Here is a 16,942-nt window from a genome sequence, read left to right as displayed (position 1 = left end):
GGGGGTAAGAACATGGGTGAATTGCGAAGTTGTCCAAAATGTGGGGACTTTTATAACTATACTGGCATTAGAGAAGTTTGCGGAAAATGTGCGCAAGATGAAGAGAAAATATACGAGGCTGTATACCGTTTCTTACGCAAACGCGATAATCGATCAGCGACAATCGAGCAAATTGTCGAAGCTACAGGTGTAGAAGAGGAATTACTACATAAATGGGTAAGGAAAGGTCGCTTGCAACCAGCTATGTTCCCAAACCTAGGTTATCCTTGTGACAGCTGCGGAGCTCTAACGACGAAAGGCAAGCTCTGCATTAAATGCCAAACCGAACTAAAATCCGAACTCAATAAATTCGAAGCAGCACGCGAATTTAGAACAAGCGTAGAAGACTCAGACCGAGCAACATACTATGCCGACGTGAATAAGAAAAAGCAATAAAATATAAATCTTCGCATACTTAGTATGTGGGGATTTTTTGTTTTTGAGTTAAGGAGCTTATGAGTAGTGGGAAAAGTGCTAAAATCCGAGCGAGAAGCGCCAAACCAGGAGCGAGTAGCGTTAAAGCGGGGGTGAGAAGCGCCAAAGTGAGAGTGAGTAGCGCTAAAGTGAGAGCGAGAAGCGCTAAAGTGAGAGTGAGTAGCGCCAAAGTGAGAGCGAGTAGCGCCAAAGCGAGAGTGAGTAGCGCCAAAGCGAGTGAGAAGCGCCAAAGCAGGGGTGAGAAGCGCCAAAGCACGAGCGAGTAGCGCCAAAGGGAGAGTGAGAAGCGCCAAAGCAGAAGCGAGTAGCGCCAAATCCAGAGCGACCAACCCCAAACTCCAAACAAACACCACCGAAAGCTCCCGTCAACTACCCTCCCACAAATAAGGCATATAGCACTAGCAATTAAAAAACAGATTAGGATGTCTTTCGCTTTTATTACAAAATACTTAACATCGATATAAACCAACCGAAATAATGAATATATAAAAGGAACGATTGAGAGGAGGCCATTCTATATGAAAATTACCAACTATGGCGTGAACGCTGTAAACCCATATAAAAACCAGCCTGTAAAATCTGACTTTGCTAATAAATCGGTAGCGAATAAGGCAGATCAGCTAGAGATTTCATCAGCTGCAAAAGATCTTCAAGGAATTGTCAGTTATGCAGATGAAAGAGCTGAGCGCGTACAAGCATTAAAAGCGCAAATTCAAGAGGGCAATTATAAAGTAGACGCAAAACAAGTCGCTTCAGATTTATTGAAATACTATCGCCCATAAACAAAAGGAGTATGAGATATGTCCATTGAAATGATTTTATCCGTTATGGATAAATTAGAAAAAATGCATAAAAGCCTGTTAGAACTTGCATATCACAAAACGGAGTTCATCAAAACAGGAGACATGGACAGACTCGATCAATTGCTCAAGGACGAGCAATCGCATGTAGCTGCCATCACACAGCTCGAGCAACAGCGTCAGCAAGCGGTAACGGATTACCTTAAGGCAAAAGGAATTGCCTCTGCTGAACATGCAACTGTCGCTCAAGTAATGGAAGTAGCTGATACGCCAATTGAACAACTCAAATTAGACGAAGCCCGCAAAAAACTGCTACTCGTCATTGAAACTCTCAAGTATCAAAACGACTTAAATCAAAAAATGATTTTCCAATCACTGCAATTCGTCAATATGACACTCGATATGTTGCGCCCGCAACCAGACCAAATCAACTACTCACAAACCGAAGTTCGTGGCAGCAGCTTAAAAACAAGTTTTGACTCACAAGCATAATGATATAAAGGAGGAAATATAAATGCGCTCCACATTTATGGGATTAGAAACAAGTAAACGAGGCCTATATACGCAACAAAGTGCTCTATACACAACCGGCCACAATATCTCGAACGCTAATACAATTGGCTACTCACGCCAACGAGTTAATATGCAAGCAACACTTGGTTATCCTGGTGCTGGCCTGAATGCACCGATGACTGCTGGGCATATCGGAACAGGGGTGGAAGCAGGTTCAGTACAACGTATTCGCGACCAGTTTTTAGATAGACAGTTTAGACAAGAAACGACAAAGCTTGGATATTGGGGGGCTAAAACGGATGCTATTAGTCAGATGGAAGACATTATGGCTGAGCCATCTGAATATGGTTTAAACCAGGCATTTAATGATTTTTATCAATCATTGCAGGATATTAGTACCAACTCACAAAATGCTTCTGCTCGTAAAGTAGCGCTTGAGCGTGCTGCTCATTTAGCAGATTCATTCAATTACATAAATTCTCAGCTTAAAGAAGTTCAAGGAAACTTAAAAAACGAACTCCGTGTAGAAACAGATGCAATTAATTCAATCTTACGTCAGATTGCTAATATTAATGATCAAATTCAAAAAGTTGAACCAAATGGTTACTTACCAAATGATTTATATGATGCTCGAGATAATTTAATCGATCAATTGTCGGAATATGTACCAATCGAAACTAGCTATACAAAATCAGGTGGAAACGCTTTAGGAATTGCTGAAGGTTCAGTAGTAATTAAATTAAAAGGTTCTGGTACGACACTAGTTGAAGGAAATAAAGTAGCACAATTACAAGCTCAAGGTAAAAGTATAGATAAAGATGGTAATATAACTGGAGCTGCTGGTGCATTAACTGATGATTTAACAGAATTTCAAGCATTTACGGGTTTTGGTGTTTCGAATTTAGTGAGTGTAGAGGATGCGAAGAACTTACAACCAAATCAATTTGGTGCCTCTTCTATTAAGGTAGAAGATATGCAAATTGGTGGTGGTAAAATGATCTCACTAGCTCACTCATATGGATATGAAAAAACCGGAGTAGCTTTGCCACAAGGTGACTACCCAAATTCTATGCAAGAACTCAGCAAACTAGCAAAAGCATTTGTTAGTGCATTTAATCAAATCCACAATGCAGGATACCAATTGAACAGCAATACAAAAGGTACGGATTTCTTTAAAATCGATGCTGATGGTAAAGTAACGGTAGAGATTACAGACCCGTCTCAAATTGCGGCATCTACAGAGCCAAATGAAGAAGGTAATGGTAAATTAGCGATTTTATTATCCAATTTAAAAACAACCTCCTTATCAAATGGTAAGGTAATTGATTTAGGGAATGGTAATTCAATTACATTAGCATTCACAGCAGGAGAAGATGATTTAGAAGGTGCTACAACACAATCATTCTACCAAGGGCTTGTAGGTAAAATAGCAGTAAATGGCTCTGAGGCAGAGAAGATGACATATAATGCAACTACTATCCAATTAACAGTTAGTAATAATCGTGCTTCAGTAAGCTCAGTATCATTAGACGAAGAAATGACGAATATGATCATGTTCCAGCAAGCTTACAATGCTTCAGCAAGAATGGTAACGGTAGTGGACGAAACTTTAGATAAAATTATTAACGGTATGGGCCGTGTGGGTATATAGGAGGTTAGTTAAATGCGTATAACACAATCAATGTTATCAAGTAATATGCTACGTAACTTAAGTAATAGCTATAACAAAATGGGAAAGCTACAACAACAAATTTCATCGGGTTCCAAGCTTACTCGCCCATCAGATGATCCAGTTGCCGCTATTAAAGGTATGGGATATCGTACAGACTTAACAAAAAATTCCCAATTTACACGTAACATGGATGAAGTAAATAATTGGTTGGATACAACCGATGAGGCTCTAGGTCAAGTTGGGGATGCTTTAAAACGTGTACAAGAGCTTGTTACACAAGCAGCAACGGATACAAATACAGATGAGGATCGTCAAAAAATAAAAACTGAAATTGACCAAATTCGTCAGCAAATTCGCGATGTGGCAAACACGCAAAGCGGTGAGAAATACATTTTTAGCGGTACAAAAACATTAGAACCTTTATTTGCAGATACAACAGCAAATGCAGGTGCTGGCCAACTAACAACACTTCAAGGCAATACGCAACAAGTTGAAGTGGAAGTATACAATGGCGTGACATTAGGTGTTAATACAAACGGCAAAGACCTTTTTGCAAATATTGATAAATTAATGAGCGATGTTCAATCGAAATTAAATGATCCAGATGCATTAAATGCAGGAACTACATCAGGTACTGAAATTGGTAACTTATTAGGCGATATTACAACTCAACAGAACTCGGTATTAGAATCACTTGCTCAGGTTGGGGCTAAGCAAAATCGTGTAGAAATGATGACAAATCGTCTTTCGGCACAAGAAGTAAATGTCACAAAACAACTGTCTAACAATGAAGATGTAGACTATGAAAAAGTTATAACACAACTTATCACGGAAGAATCAATCCACCGTGCATCATTATCCGTAGGTGGACGAATCATCCAACCTACATTAGTAGATTTTTTATAATCAATACTTAGCCAAAAGGCTCTCGCTGTCTAGAGCGGGAGTCTTTTTTAAAGGAGTGAAGGTTCTTGAAACTTGATCATATCCAAATTCGTACCACAGATGCAAAGATAGGCATTAATATTACTGAGCCGATACAAAAAATCAAACAGCCAAGGGCTCAACAGCATATTGAACAACCTGCGGCTACGGTACAAATTAATTCTGACCCAGCTAAATTACTAATTGATTCTTCACAGGCTAATCGAGATTTAGGGTTATATACAAACCGTGAATCTATTCAGAAATTTGCAAGTGATGGCATGCAAAAAGTTTCAGAAGGGGTAGGAAGACGAGCAAGCGAAGGTCGTCAAATGATGAATATAGGTAAAGGAAAAGCAAGTGTTGTACCTTTAATTGCCCAAAGTAATGCAAATCCGTCCCCTAAAAATTTAGGTATTACGTGGAAGCCATCAGTAGGCGCGGTTAAAATACGATACGTACCTGATCAATTAAACATTAATACCACACTTCAAAATCCAAAGATTGATGTTCAAATTGGAAAAGTAGTACATGACTATACACCTGGTGATGTAACGGGAACAATGCTACAATACCCATCAATAGAAACAACAGTTGTTAAAGGGGAGTAAATATGAATATTAAAACTAAATTCTTAGGTTCTGTAGAAATTAAAGAAGAAGACATAATTAAATTTGAAGAAGGAATTCCTGGTTTTGAAGGTGCGAAAAAATTCATTATTCTCCCTTTAAAAAAGGAATCGCCATTTGCAATATTACAATCGATTGAACAAGTTGAAGTCGGATTCGTTGTCGCATTTCCTTTCTTGTTTAAAAAAAATTATGCATTTGATTTACCCAAATCTGATAAGGTCTCATTAAAAGCAGAAGTGGAATCTGATATTGTTACATATTCTATCGTTACATTAAAGGACCCATTCGATTCATCAACTTTAAATCTATTAGCACCAGTCCTTATTAACATCAAAGAAAAAATTGGTAAGCAAATCGTCCTTCAAGAAAATGGGGAATATGCGCTGCGCCATCCAATAGGTACATTGGAAGGAAGTGCAAAATAATGCTAGTCCTCACACGTAAAACAGGGGAATCGATTATGGTTGGAGATCAAATTGAACTGAAAGTGCTATCAGTAGATGGTGATCAAGTCAAGTTGGGCATTGTGGCACCAAAATCCGTAAAAGTACACCGATCGGAAGTTTATCAATCTATTCAACAACAAAATAAAGAGGCGTTGAATGTATCTCAATCACTATTAGAACAACTTTCAAAAAAAACTTTTTAAAAACTCTAAAAAACTATTAAACATTTACATTGGCGTACGATATAACTATTGTAAGGCAGAGGGTAAGTGTAAACAAACTAACTGTCTAACACAGTCCACATGGAAGTGGAACTAAAAACAATTTCAAGGAGGAATCTCACAATGAGAATTCAACACAACATCGCAGCATTAAATACACACCGTAATTTATCATTTAACAACACGCAGTCTTCTAAGAACTTAGAAAAATTATCTTCAGGTTACCAAATTAACCGTGCTGGAGATGACGCAGCTGGTCTTGCTATCTCTGAAAAAATGCGTGGACAAATCCGCGGTTTAGATATGGCATCTAAAAACGCTCAAGATTCTATCTCTTTAATTCAAACTGCAGAGGGTGCACTTAACGAAACACACTCTATTTTACAACGTATGCGTGAATTATCTGTTCAAGCTGCTAACGATACAAACGTTACTGCTGACCGTAAATCAATCCAAGATGAATTAACAGCTTTAACTTCAGAAATCGATCGTATTGCTAATAATACTGAGTTCAATACTCAAAATCTACTTAATGGTAAATTCAGTGGTAAAACTTTCCACATCGGTGCGAATTCAGGACAATCTATTAAATTGTCTATCGCTACAATGGGCGCATCAGCATTAAAAGTTACTGCTGGCGCTGTAAAAGTATCAAGTACTTCTGCAGCAAGTGCTTCAATTACTGCTATTAACAAAGCAATCGAAACAGTTTCGACTCAACGTTCTAAATTAGGTGCTGTTCAAAACCGTTTAGAGCATACTATTAACAACTTAGGTGCTTCATCAGAAAATTTATCAGCTGCTGAGTCTCGTATCCGTGACACAGATATGGCGAAAGAAATGATGGCTTTCACTAAGAACAACATCTTAACTCAAGCTGCACAATCTATGCTAGCTCAAGCTAACCAACAGCCTCAAGGCGTATTACAACTTTTACAATAATCTTTATAGTGTTTAATAATCCCACTCTATTTATAGAGTGGGATTTTCTTTATAATTTTAATAATAAGCCGATATAAAAATTAGAGGTGAAAAAAATATGAGTCAAGATTTCAACATAGAAGTAGTTACTTCAAAATCATCGTTACCGACATTAAAAGTAAATGACTATTATTTACATAGTAAGTATGATCCTAAAAAAGAAGCAGAACAATTTGTTAATAATCATTTTGCTGAAAATAAAGTACACATATTATTTGGGTATGGTTATGGTTATTTTGCAAAAGCTTTTAAAGATAAATGTAAAGAAAACGAGCATTTGCTTATTATAGATCCGATTTATAAAGAAATAGAGAGTGTAATAACGCAAGAAGATTTTGAAATTATTAGCGATGTCAATGAAAAAAATATTGAAATGGCATTAGGCAATTTATTGAAAGATTTAAATCTTAAAGTGAAAGTAATTTGTTCTCCAAATTATGATAAATTCTTATCAAAAGAATATAAAATGGTCTTAAAAATAGTAAAAGAAATACTAAGTGTAAAGAAAATTTATTTAAATACGATTAACTATTTTGCTGAAATGTGGCAGGAGAATTATATTCGAAACATATATCATATTTTTGAGGACGAAAGTCTTTCTGTTTTAGAGAATTATTATAATATGCCAGTGGTAATAGCATCTGGTGGCCCCTCTCTTATTAAACAAATTCCGTTACTTAAAAAAATGCAAAATCATGTTATTATAATTGCTGCTGGATCAACTGTAAACACATTACTTCATTATAATATTGAAGCTGATTTCATTGTTTCAGTTGATGGATCGTTAGCTAATTTTAAACACTTTGAAAATAATATCTTTGAGAACTCTCATTTAATATATAGTGTGAAAAATCATTATGATATTAGAAACCAATTTAAAAAATCATCTTTTAGCTTCATCCCAGTATTTGAACCGGGTGTTTACGAGCATATAGAGCAAATGACTCAAAAACAACTACCTACATTACTTGGTGGGGCATCAGTAGCGAATTATGCATTTGTAATAGCTCAGTATATTTCTAGTGGTCCTATTGCATTAATTGGACAAGATTTGGCTTATACAAATAATCAGACTCATGCAAAATATAACAAGTATTTTGCAAATATAGACGATGATGATAAAAAAATTAGAGGTACATTTTATACAGAGGGCTATAATGGTGATAAAGTATTGACGGATTTACCTTTTACCTCTATGAAAAAAGATTTCGAAAATATCGTTGAATCGATTAATAAAAAAGGAAGATTCTTTAACTGTACTGAAGGGGGAGTAAAGATTAAAGGATTTACTCAAATCTCTTTTAGCGATTTTGGCGAATTCATAGATTTATCTGAAGAAAAGAATCTTAATCTAGTTCAAAAAGCAAATACTAAAACAATAAATGATTGGGAAAATTTGTGCTTCAGAATACAATCAGAGATTCAAATATATAATGAAATTGAAAAACTTTTAAATAAGGGATTAGTATATTTGGAAGGAAGTCTAGTGAAAGAAAAATTCACAAGTAATGTTCTTAAAGGATTAGAACAGGTTGATAAAAAAATAAAAAAATTATTTAAAACAGTTTCTATGAATAGTATCTTAGACCCGATTATTATTGATATAATTAATAATTATCCATCCATAAAAGGCGAAACTGAACAAGAAAATTATATGCGAGTATACAATCAAAATAGTAGTTTATATAAAGGATTACTAAATGCAATAAAACTTTCTAAAATCTATACAAAAGATTTACTAGAGAAAGTAAAAAAGGAAAAACTAGGAGGAGTATAAATTGACAGAAATAGTACAAGAAGCTGTTGAATCATACTATGAATATTTAAAAAACTTACCGACTGGATGTCAAACGATAGCTGACAATTTCCGGGAAAATAAGATAAGTAAAGCACTTGAACTAATCATTTATTTTACAGAAGGGGCAAATTGGTTAGCTGAAATTAGTGAATCATTAAAAAATAATGACATTTCAGTGAATTTAAAAACAGAAAAAATCCATGGTTTCTTAAAAGAGGTTAATCATGGATTAGAAATACAAGATTATATATTAGTAGCAGATATGTTTGAATATGAAATCGCGCCTTTTTTTGAAGAATTAGTACTGATAGAGGGACAACAAAATTAATGAAATGGCATGTAGAACAGGCAAGGGATGGCTCGTATACTCTTAAATTGAATGGTATTTATCTCTATAGTAAATATTGTCCTAGAAAAGACGTAGAGAAATTCATTGTGAAGGAAACTACAGCACAGTCAAAGCAATATGTTTTATTCGGGCTAGGTCTGGGCTATCATGCAGAAGCTCTTATAAAGTATAGTCCAACATCTACTATTTACATACTTATTGCAGATAAGAACGAAATTGAGTTATGTAAAGAGCATGGTGCCACTCATATATTAAATGATAAACGTATTCATATTATTAGTGATAAAGTTCATTTAACAAATATTAGGTTGGAAGAAACGCAACTAGTTATTCCATTACAATGGTTAAAGGCAATAGGCTCAGATCACCCCTTGTTTGCATCTTTAGAGGATATTAAGGTAAGACAAATGTCTTATCAAAATGTTAGTGCCATTATGCATGAAAATTTCTTAGCTAATCTAACAAACTCACATCTTTCATTGTCAGAATTTGAAGGTTTTGCTCAAAGTGAAGAAGCTGTATTAGTATCAGCAGGGCCATCTCTTAATCAAACTATTAAGTCATTGAAGAAAATTAGGAGATTGTGCTATGTTTTAGCTGTTGGATCGGCGCTTAAGACACTACTGGAAGAAGATATTGTTCCAGATGCAGTCATCATTACAGACCCAACAGACTTAGTACAAGAGCAAATTAAGCATGTTGAGTATAATGGTTTATTGTTTTATATGGCTACGGCAAATCATGGAATGACAACAATCCATAGAGGAACAAAAACTATATTATTCCAAGGTGGGTACCCTTTGTCAGAGGAGTTTGCAAAATCCAATTCCATTCCTTTAATAGAAACAGGTGGGTCAGTTGCAACTACAGGATTATCATTATTAGAATTCATGGGTTTTAAAAAAGTATATTTATTCGGTCAAGATTTAGGTTTTAAGAATAATAAGACTCATGCGAATCTATCTACATCTTCTAATACATTTGAAACAAGTATGAAATTTCAAAAAGTTCTTTCAAATAGCGGGAAATATATTAATACATACAGTAATTTTAACATTTTCCGCCGTTGGTTCGAACAAAAGGCGACAAACAAATCTATTCGGATATTCAATACGGCATGGGATGGCGCAAAAATAGAAGGTATTCCTTATATAAGTGCTGATGAAATGGAAAAACAATTGGAAGCTACTCCAATTGTTGATTATAAAAAGATTTTAGATGATAAAGTATTAAGTAAATAATTTGAAAAGGTGTAATTGAGATGACTAAAAAAATCCTAGTAACCGGCGCAGATGGTTTCATCGGCTCCCACTTAACAGAAGAACTTGTAAGACAAGGACACGATGTAAGAGCATTTGTTTATTATAATTCATTTAATTCATGGGGATGGTTGGATCAATCTACTAAGAAAATAAAAGAATCATTGGATATTTTCTCTGGAGATATTAGAGATCCATTTGGAGTAAAAGAAGCGATGAAGGGTTGTACGCATGTACTACATTTAGCCTCACTTATTGCCATTCCTTACTCTTACCATTCACCAGCTACATATATTGATACAAATGTAAATGGGACGCTTAATATTGTACAAGCTGCTCGTGAGCTAGGTGTGGATAAGGTTGTACATACTTCTACAAGTGAAGTGTACGGCACAGCTCAATATGTACCAATAGACGAGAACCACCCATTACAAGGTCAGTCTCCATACTCTGCTTCTAAAATTGGTGCAGACCAAATGGCGTTATCATTCTATCGTTCATTTGATACACCAGTTTCAGTGATCCGTCCGTTTAATACATATGGTCCTCGTCAATCAGCACGTGCAGTAATACCGACAATCATTAGCCAACTAGCAAATGGACAAACAACAATTAAGTTAGGTGCGATTAGTCCAACACGTGATTTCAATTATGTGCAGGATACTGTTAGTGGGTTTATTTCAGTTATGAATTCTGAAAAATCATTAGGCGAAGTCATCAATGTTGGATCTAATTATGAAGTTTCTATAGGTGAAACAGCTGAAATGATTGCAGATATTATGGGTGTGAATTTAACTATCGAAACAGATGAACAACGCTTAAGACCAGAGAAAAGTGAAGTCAATCGTTTATGGGCTGAAAATAAAAAGGCTAAAGAACTAATCGGATGGCAACCTCAATATGGTGGTAAAGATGGTTTCCGACGTGGTTTAGAAGAAACAATTGAATGGTTCACAAATCCGAAGAATTTATCTCAATATAAGGCAGATGTATATAATATATGAACACTCTATGGTTAGAGTTCACAAAACAGATTAAAGAGCATTATAAGAAGGATTTTGTGCCACTGCATGAACCCACATTCAATGGCAAAGAGTTAGAGTATGTTACAGACTGTGTTCAAACTGGTTGGGTATCGTCCGTTGGTTCATATGTGACTCGATTTGAAGAGGAATTAGCACGCTTTACAGGTGTAGGACGTGCAGTTGCCGTCATGAATGGTACAGCTGCATTACATATTGCGCTAAAGGTTGCGGGTGTTCATCCAAATGAAGAAGTATTTATGCCAGCTTTAACATTTGTTGCTACAGCTAACGCTATTTCGTATCTTGGAGCTGTACCGCATTTTGTAGATGTGTCAGAAAATACACTTGGTCTTGATCCTCAAAAGTTAGAAGCACATATCTTAGATATTGGTGAATTAAAAAATAATCAATTAATCAATAAAGAAACAGGTCGAATTATTCGTGCAGTCGTACCGATGCACACATTTGGACATCCTGTTGATTTAGAAAAGTTACAATTGGTTTGCGAAAAGTATCATTTAGTATTAGTAGAAGATGCAGCAGAATCATTAGGATCTTACTATAAAGGTAAACATACAGGTGGCTTTGGCAAAGTAAGTGCGATTAGCTTTAATGGTAATAAAATCATCACAACAGGCGGTGGTGGTGCCATTTTGACCGATGATGAAGACCTTGCAAACTATGCAAAACATATTACGACAACTGCAAAAGTTTCGCATATCTGGGAATATGATCATGATGAAATTGGCTATAATTATCGCTTGCCAAATATTAATGCTGCGTTAGGATGTGCACAACTAGAACAGGTGTCACATTTTATCGAACAAAAACGTGAATTAACAGCTTTTTATGAAAAACTAGTTGATCCGTTAGAGGGTGTAAAACTCTTCAAAGAGAGAGAAAATACATCAAGTAACTATTGGCTTCAAACATTGATTTTAGATGATACTTTAGAGCGAGATGAAGTGTTAGCTTTCTTAAATGATAATGGTGTAATGAGCAGACCTATTTGGACACCAATGCACTATTTAAAACCATTTATAGAATGTCCTAGAGCTGATTTATCAACAGTTGAACGATTGAATAAGAAAATTATAAATATTCCAAGCACACCGATAAAAGAGGGATAAATGTTGAAACGAAAAATATGTGTTATTACGGGGACGCGTGCTGAATATGGATTGCTCTCTAATTTAATGCACTCTATACAACAATCTACTGAGTTCGAGCTACAGCTTGTAGTGACTGGTATGCACTTATCCTCCGAATTCGGTTTAACATACAAGCAAATTGAATCTGATGGCTTTGTTATAAATGAAAAGGTAGAGATGTTGTTGTCATCTGATACAGCAACAGGAGTTGCAAAATCAATGGGATTAGCAACAATTAGCTTTTCTGATGCATTCGAGAGATTAAAGCCAGATTTACTTTTGATTTTAGGGGACCGCTTTGAAATGTTAGCGGCAGCACAGTCTGCACTTGTTATGCAAATACCAATTGGGCATATTCATGGTGGAGAATGTACTTTTGGTGCATATGATGATGCAATTCGTCATGCTATAACGAAAATGGCAACATGGCATTTTACTAGTACGGAATCACATCGTAAAAGGGTCATTCAATTAGGAGAAAATCCTGAACGTGTTTGGAATGTTGGTGCTATTGGTATTCAAAATATTTTAACTATGTCTTTAATGTCGAAGGAAGAGTTATACAGAAATCTAAATCTAGACATTGATAAGCCAATATTCTTAGTCACCTATCATCCTGAGACAAATCTTCAAACAGATGGTGTTCATGCTTTATTAGAAGCTTTAGAGAATTATCCACATATGAATTTGTTATTTACGAAGGCAAATGCGGATAATGGTGGAAGACAAATTAACGAAGTGCTTGAAGATTATACATCAAAACATAACAATGCCTATTTATTTAATTCTTTAGGGCAATTGAGATATTTAAGCGCAGTGAAGCATGCAGCTGTAGTTATAGGCAATTCTTCAAGTGGATTAATTGAGGTACCTTATTTAAGAACACCAACTGTTAATTGCGGGGAACGACAAGCAGGACGTGAAAAGCCGAGTTCAGTTTTTGATTGTAGGTTAGAAATACTCTCAATTAAAAAAACTATAGAGAATGCTTTAGATTATGATGGTCCTTATGATCAAATTTTTGGTGATGGACATGTTGTAGAAAAGATTATGAGTAAATTAAAGCAAATTGCAACATTTGCTATACAAAAGGAGTTTTATGATTTATGAGCCAATCAACGTATATCATTGCCGAAGCAGGAGTTAATCATAATGGCTCCTTTTCCCTGGCAAAAAAGCTAGTCTATACGGCGAAGAAAGCCGGAGCTGATGCAGTAAAGTTTCAAACATTTCATGCAGAGAACTTAGTGACAAAAGAGGCTATGCAAGCAGATTATCAAGTTGAAAATCTTGGTGAGGCTACGTCTCAATATGAAATGTTAAAATCACTGGAATTATCATATGAAGAATTCACAGCGCTGAAAAACTATTGTGATGAAATAGAAATCGAATTTTTATCTACGCCATTTGACCATGATAGCGTGGATTTTTTAGTTGACGATTTACAAATGCAGACTATTAAAATACCATCTGGTGAGCTGACTAATTCACCTTTTATTCATTATATTGCAACAAAGAAAAAGAAAATGATTATTTCAACGGGTATGGCTACAATTGCAGAAATACATGAAGCCTTATCCTTTGTCGCATATGGCTTAGCAAAGCCATATGAGGAAGTTTCTATTGAGAACGTTCATTCTTATTATAAAACAAATGAGGCTAAAGAGATTTTACAAAAATTTGTAACAGTTCTACATTGTACAACAGAATATCCAGCACCATTTGAAACAATCAATCTAAAAGCTATGAATCAGTTAGCAGTAGAGCTAAATTTGCCAATTGGATTTTCCGATCACTCTCAAGGGGTCTTAGTTCCAATTGCTGCAACTAGCATGGGGGCAACTATCATAGAGAAGCACTTTACAATGGACCGAAATTTACCAGGACCAGATCATGTAGCTTCATTAGAGCCATTGGAATTAAGCGCTATGATTGAAGGTATCCGTCAGATTGAGAGTGCTTTAGGAACAGGCTTAAAAGAACCAACAGCAATGGAGATGAAAAACAGAGTAGCTGCTAGAAAAAGTCTTGTGGCAAGTACTGATATCAGACAAGGAGAAATATTAAAAATATCTAATATCGCTGTTAAAAGACCTGGAAATGGCATATCTCCATCAAAGTATTGGTCTATTTTAGGGAAAAAGTCTACTAAATTTTATAAAGAGGATGAACAAATCGATGAATAAGTCGATAATAATAATAGGAAATGGTGGACATGCTTCTGTTTTAACAGAAATCTTATTATTACAGCAAAGAAATATACTCGGTTTTACTGCACCGAAAGAAGAAGTAAATAGTTATGGCTTAAAGTATCTTGGGAATGATGTAGTAATTACAAACTATAATCCCGAGGAAGTAGAACTTGTCTTAGGAATAGGAACTGTGCGTATTTCAAATTTCCGTGAAGTTCTTTTTGAAAAAATGAATAAAATAGGATATACATTTGCAACATGCATCCACGATAAGGCTATTATTTCAAAAACAGCTATATTAGCTGAGGGCACACAATTGATGGCTGGAGCGATTATACAGCCACATGCTCAAATTGGTAAGAATACGATTATTAATACTGGAGCAATTATTGAACATGATTGTGTAGTAGGATCCCATGTTCATATCGCACCAGGTACGACTCTATCAGGCAATGTCATTATAGGTGATGGGTCTCATATTGGTACAGGTAGTTCTATTATTCAAGCTGTTGAAATTGGTAAGAATACTCTTATTGGTGCAGGTGCTGTAGTTATTTCAAATATAGGTACAAACAAAAAAGCTTTTGGGGTACCTGCAAAGGAAGTGGAATAGTTGAAAAATTGGCGAAGTATCTTAGTTAATGAAAATACAACACTTTTAGAAACAATGAAAATCATCGATGACTCTTCTATGCAATTTGCAGCAGTGGTAGATGAAACATTGAATTTACTAGGTACTGTAACTGATGGAGACATTCGTAGGGGGATTTTAAGAGGAGAAGGATTAGATGTTCCAATTAAACAGGTAATGAATTCTTCTCCTGTAAGTGCATGCATTAATAATACATATAGTGATTGTTTAAACCTACTAAAAAAACATAAATTAAAGCAGTTACCAATTATAGATATGGATAATAGAATTATTGATATCATTTTTGCCGATGAGGACCCAGCTACCAAAGATAATGGAAATACGGTTATTTTAATGGCAGGTGGCCTTGGTACACGTTTACGTCCATTAACAGAGAATATTCCGAAGCCAATGCTAAATGTAGGAAATAAGCCAATTTTAGAAACGATTATAGAAGGTTTTAAGCAATATGGCTTCACTAATTTTATACTATCTGTAAATTATAAAAAAGAAGTCATTCAAGATTATTTTCAGGATGGTTCAGCTTTTGGGGTGTCCATTTCTTACATAGAAGAAGATAAAAGAATGGGAACGGCAGGGGCTTTATCTTTATTGAAGGAAAAACCTTCAAGCCCTATTTTTGTTATGAATGGTGATTTGTTAACTCAAGTAAATTTTGAACAGCTTTTGCAATTCCACGAAGAAACAGAAGCGGCTGCGACGATGTGCGTACGTGAATATGAATATCAAATACCTTATGGTGTTATTGAAACGGAAGGGCAGCAGTTAGTTTCAATTAAAGAGAAGCCAATGCATAGAAGCTTTGTGAATGCAGGAATTTATGTATTAAGTCCAGAAGTGTTTGATTATATTCCACAAGATGAATTTTATGATATGCCAGATTTGTTTAAAAAATTAATGGATGAACAAAATAATGTATCAGCATTTCCTGTGAGAGAATATTGGTTAGATATTGGACGAATGGCAGATTTTGAGCAAGCTAACTCTGATTATAAGGAGGAAGTAAAATGAAGCCAACCTTTTTAGCGGTGATTCCTGCGAGAGGGGGATCTAAAGGTATCCCTCGTAAAAATATCAAAGAATTAGCAGGGAAACCACTCATTGCATGGACAATTGAAGAAGCAAAAAAATCGAAGTATATAACGAGACTCATTTTGTCTTCAGAAGATCAAGAGATTATTCAAGTAGCAGAAGAATATGGCTGTGAAGTTCCCTTTGTAAGGCCATCTGAATTAGCAAATGATACGACATCGGGTATGGAGCCTGTATTACATGCCATTGCTCAATGCCCAGGCTATGATTATATTATCTTGCTACAACCAACTTCTCCGATGAGAACTGTAGAAGATATTGATAATGCCATTGAAAAATTGCTTAAAAACGATAGTAACTATTGTGTTAGTGTAGTAGAAACATCTGAATCTCCTTATTGGATGTATAAAATGAGCGAAGAAAAAGTTTTACAACCTTTATTTGCGGATGAACCAATCGCTGTAAGGCGTCAAGATTTACCTTTAACATACTCATTAAATGGTGCTATTTATATAGGTAAAACAAAAGTAATTCAAGAGTCAAAATCTTTTTTAGCTGATGATACAGTAGGCTATTTGATGAGTAAGGAACATTCATATGATATTGATAATATGATGGACTTTATAATTTGTGAAAATCTAAAAAAAATGTAGAATTTCTTTATGGATAATATTAAATAATAGGGGAATTTATTGATATACATAATTGGTTAAGAGTAAATAGCTAAGTGATTGTTTTAAATGGATTTTTCCTGTTTATTTCTGTAATTGTATTTTCAAGCAATATGTTGTGTCAGCCACTTGTTTTTTAGTTGATAATTA

The 16,942-nt window shown here is 35.2% G+C and carries 19 protein-coding genes; all 19 read left to right on the top strand.

The features are described 5' to 3' along the window. The first annotated feature begins 12 nt into the window (after positions 1–12). Complete coding sequence (locus MHH98_RS18580; RefSeq protein ID WP_038179743.1) at positions 13–435, top strand: TIGR03826 family flagellar region protein; 423 nt, start codon at positions 13–15, stop codon at positions 433–435. 557 nt (positions 436–992) lie between these two features. Further along, entirely contained in the window at positions 993–1,256 is a 264-nt protein-coding gene (gene flgM / locus MHH98_RS18575; RefSeq protein ID WP_038179738.1) for a flagellar biosynthesis anti-sigma factor FlgM, read from the top strand. Positions 1,257–1,274: 18 nt separating this feature from the next. Next, the gene (locus MHH98_RS18570) at positions 1,275–1,766 is read left to right on the top strand and encodes a flagellar protein FlgN (RefSeq protein ID WP_038179736.1); all 492 of its coding nucleotides are present in this window, start codon (positions 1,275–1,277) and stop codon (positions 1,764–1,766) included. A gap of 22 nt (positions 1,767–1,788) precedes the next feature. Beyond that, positions 1,789–3,438: a flagellar hook-associated protein FlgK gene (gene flgK, locus MHH98_RS18565; protein ID WP_340713374.1), complete on the top strand. Its 1,650-nt coding sequence runs from the start codon at positions 1,789–1,791 to the stop codon at positions 3,436–3,438. Positions 3,439–3,450: 12 nt separating this feature from the next. Further along, on the top strand, positions 3,451–4,365 hold the full coding sequence (gene flgL / locus MHH98_RS18560; RefSeq protein ID WP_038179732.1) for a flagellar hook-associated protein FlgL: 915 nt from the start codon (positions 3,451–3,453) through the stop codon (positions 4,363–4,365). A 65-nt stretch (positions 4,366–4,430) separates the two neighbouring features. Further along, positions 4,431–4,994, top strand: a complete 564-nt coding sequence (locus MHH98_RS18555) for a DUF6470 family protein (protein WP_038179730.1) — start codon at positions 4,431–4,433, stop codon at positions 4,992–4,994. Positions 4,995–4,996: 2 nt separating this feature from the next. Next, a complete protein-coding gene (gene fliW / locus MHH98_RS18550; RefSeq protein ID WP_340713371.1) occupies positions 4,997–5,440 on the top strand; it encodes a flagellar assembly protein FliW in 444 nt (147 codons plus the stop codon). Continuing rightward, entirely contained in the window at positions 5,440–5,664 is a 225-nt protein-coding gene (gene csrA, locus MHH98_RS18545) for a carbon storage regulator CsrA (RefSeq protein ID WP_038179726.1), read from the top strand. The genes fliW and csrA overlap by 1 nt, the downstream gene beginning before the upstream one ends. Positions 5,665–5,805: 141 nt before the next feature. Next, a complete protein-coding gene (gene hag, locus MHH98_RS18540; RefSeq protein ID WP_038179724.1) occupies positions 5,806–6,624 on the top strand; it encodes a flagellin Hag in 819 nt (272 codons plus the stop codon). 97 nt (positions 6,625–6,721) lie between these two features. Further along, positions 6,722–8,440, top strand: a complete 1,719-nt coding sequence (locus MHH98_RS18535; protein ID WP_340713370.1) for a motility associated factor glycosyltransferase family protein — start codon at positions 6,722–6,724, stop codon at positions 8,438–8,440. A 1-nt stretch (position 8,441) separates the two neighbouring features. After that, positions 8,442–8,789, top strand: a complete 348-nt coding sequence (locus MHH98_RS18530) for a hypothetical protein (RefSeq protein WP_038179720.1) — start codon at positions 8,442–8,444, stop codon at positions 8,787–8,789. Then, the gene (locus tag MHH98_RS18525) at positions 8,789–10,051 is read left to right on the top strand and encodes a motility associated factor glycosyltransferase family protein (RefSeq protein WP_340713368.1); all 1,263 of its coding nucleotides are present in this window, start codon (positions 8,789–8,791) and stop codon (positions 10,049–10,051) included. The genes MHH98_RS18530 and MHH98_RS18525 overlap by 1 nt, the downstream gene beginning before the upstream one ends. Positions 10,052–10,071: 20 nt before the next feature. Next, a complete protein-coding gene (locus tag MHH98_RS18520; protein WP_340709302.1) occupies positions 10,072–11,073 on the top strand; it encodes an NAD-dependent 4,6-dehydratase LegB in 1,002 nt (333 codons plus the stop codon). Then, positions 11,070–12,224, top strand: a complete 1,155-nt coding sequence (locus MHH98_RS18515; RefSeq protein WP_340713367.1) for a LegC family aminotransferase — start codon at positions 11,070–11,072, stop codon at positions 12,222–12,224. Before MHH98_RS18520 ends, MHH98_RS18515 begins: the two co-directional genes overlap by 4 nt. Next, on the top strand, positions 12,225–13,355 hold the full coding sequence (gene neuC / locus MHH98_RS18510) for a UDP-N-acetylglucosamine 2-epimerase (RefSeq protein WP_179078281.1): 1,131 nt from the start codon (positions 12,225–12,227) through the stop codon (positions 13,353–13,355). After that, positions 13,352–14,431, top strand: a complete 1,080-nt coding sequence (gene neuB / locus MHH98_RS18505) for an N-acetylneuraminate synthase (RefSeq protein WP_340713363.1) — start codon at positions 13,352–13,354, stop codon at positions 14,429–14,431. Before neuC ends, neuB begins: the two co-directional genes overlap by 4 nt. Continuing rightward, entirely contained in the window at positions 14,424–15,050 is a 627-nt protein-coding gene (locus MHH98_RS18500) for an acetyltransferase (RefSeq protein ID WP_340713362.1), read from the top strand. Before neuB ends, MHH98_RS18500 begins: the two co-directional genes overlap by 8 nt. Further along, positions 15,051–16,100 (top strand): nucleotidyltransferase family protein, encoded by a 1,050-nt coding sequence (locus MHH98_RS18495; protein ID WP_038179710.1) that lies wholly within the window; start codon positions 15,051–15,053, stop codon positions 16,098–16,100. It begins immediately after the preceding gene. Further along, the gene (locus MHH98_RS18490; RefSeq protein ID WP_038179708.1) at positions 16,097–16,774 is read left to right on the top strand and encodes an acylneuraminate cytidylyltransferase family protein; all 678 of its coding nucleotides are present in this window, start codon (positions 16,097–16,099) and stop codon (positions 16,772–16,774) included. Before MHH98_RS18495 ends, MHH98_RS18490 begins: the two co-directional genes overlap by 4 nt. Positions 16,775–16,942: the final 168 nt, after the last annotated feature.

This window comes from Viridibacillus sp. FSL H8-0110 (assembly GCF_038003565.1).
Taxonomy (GTDB): domain Bacteria; phylum Bacillota; class Bacilli; order Bacillales_A; family Planococcaceae; genus Viridibacillus; species Viridibacillus arenosi.
This window is presented reverse-complemented; position numbering and strand designations above follow the sequence as displayed.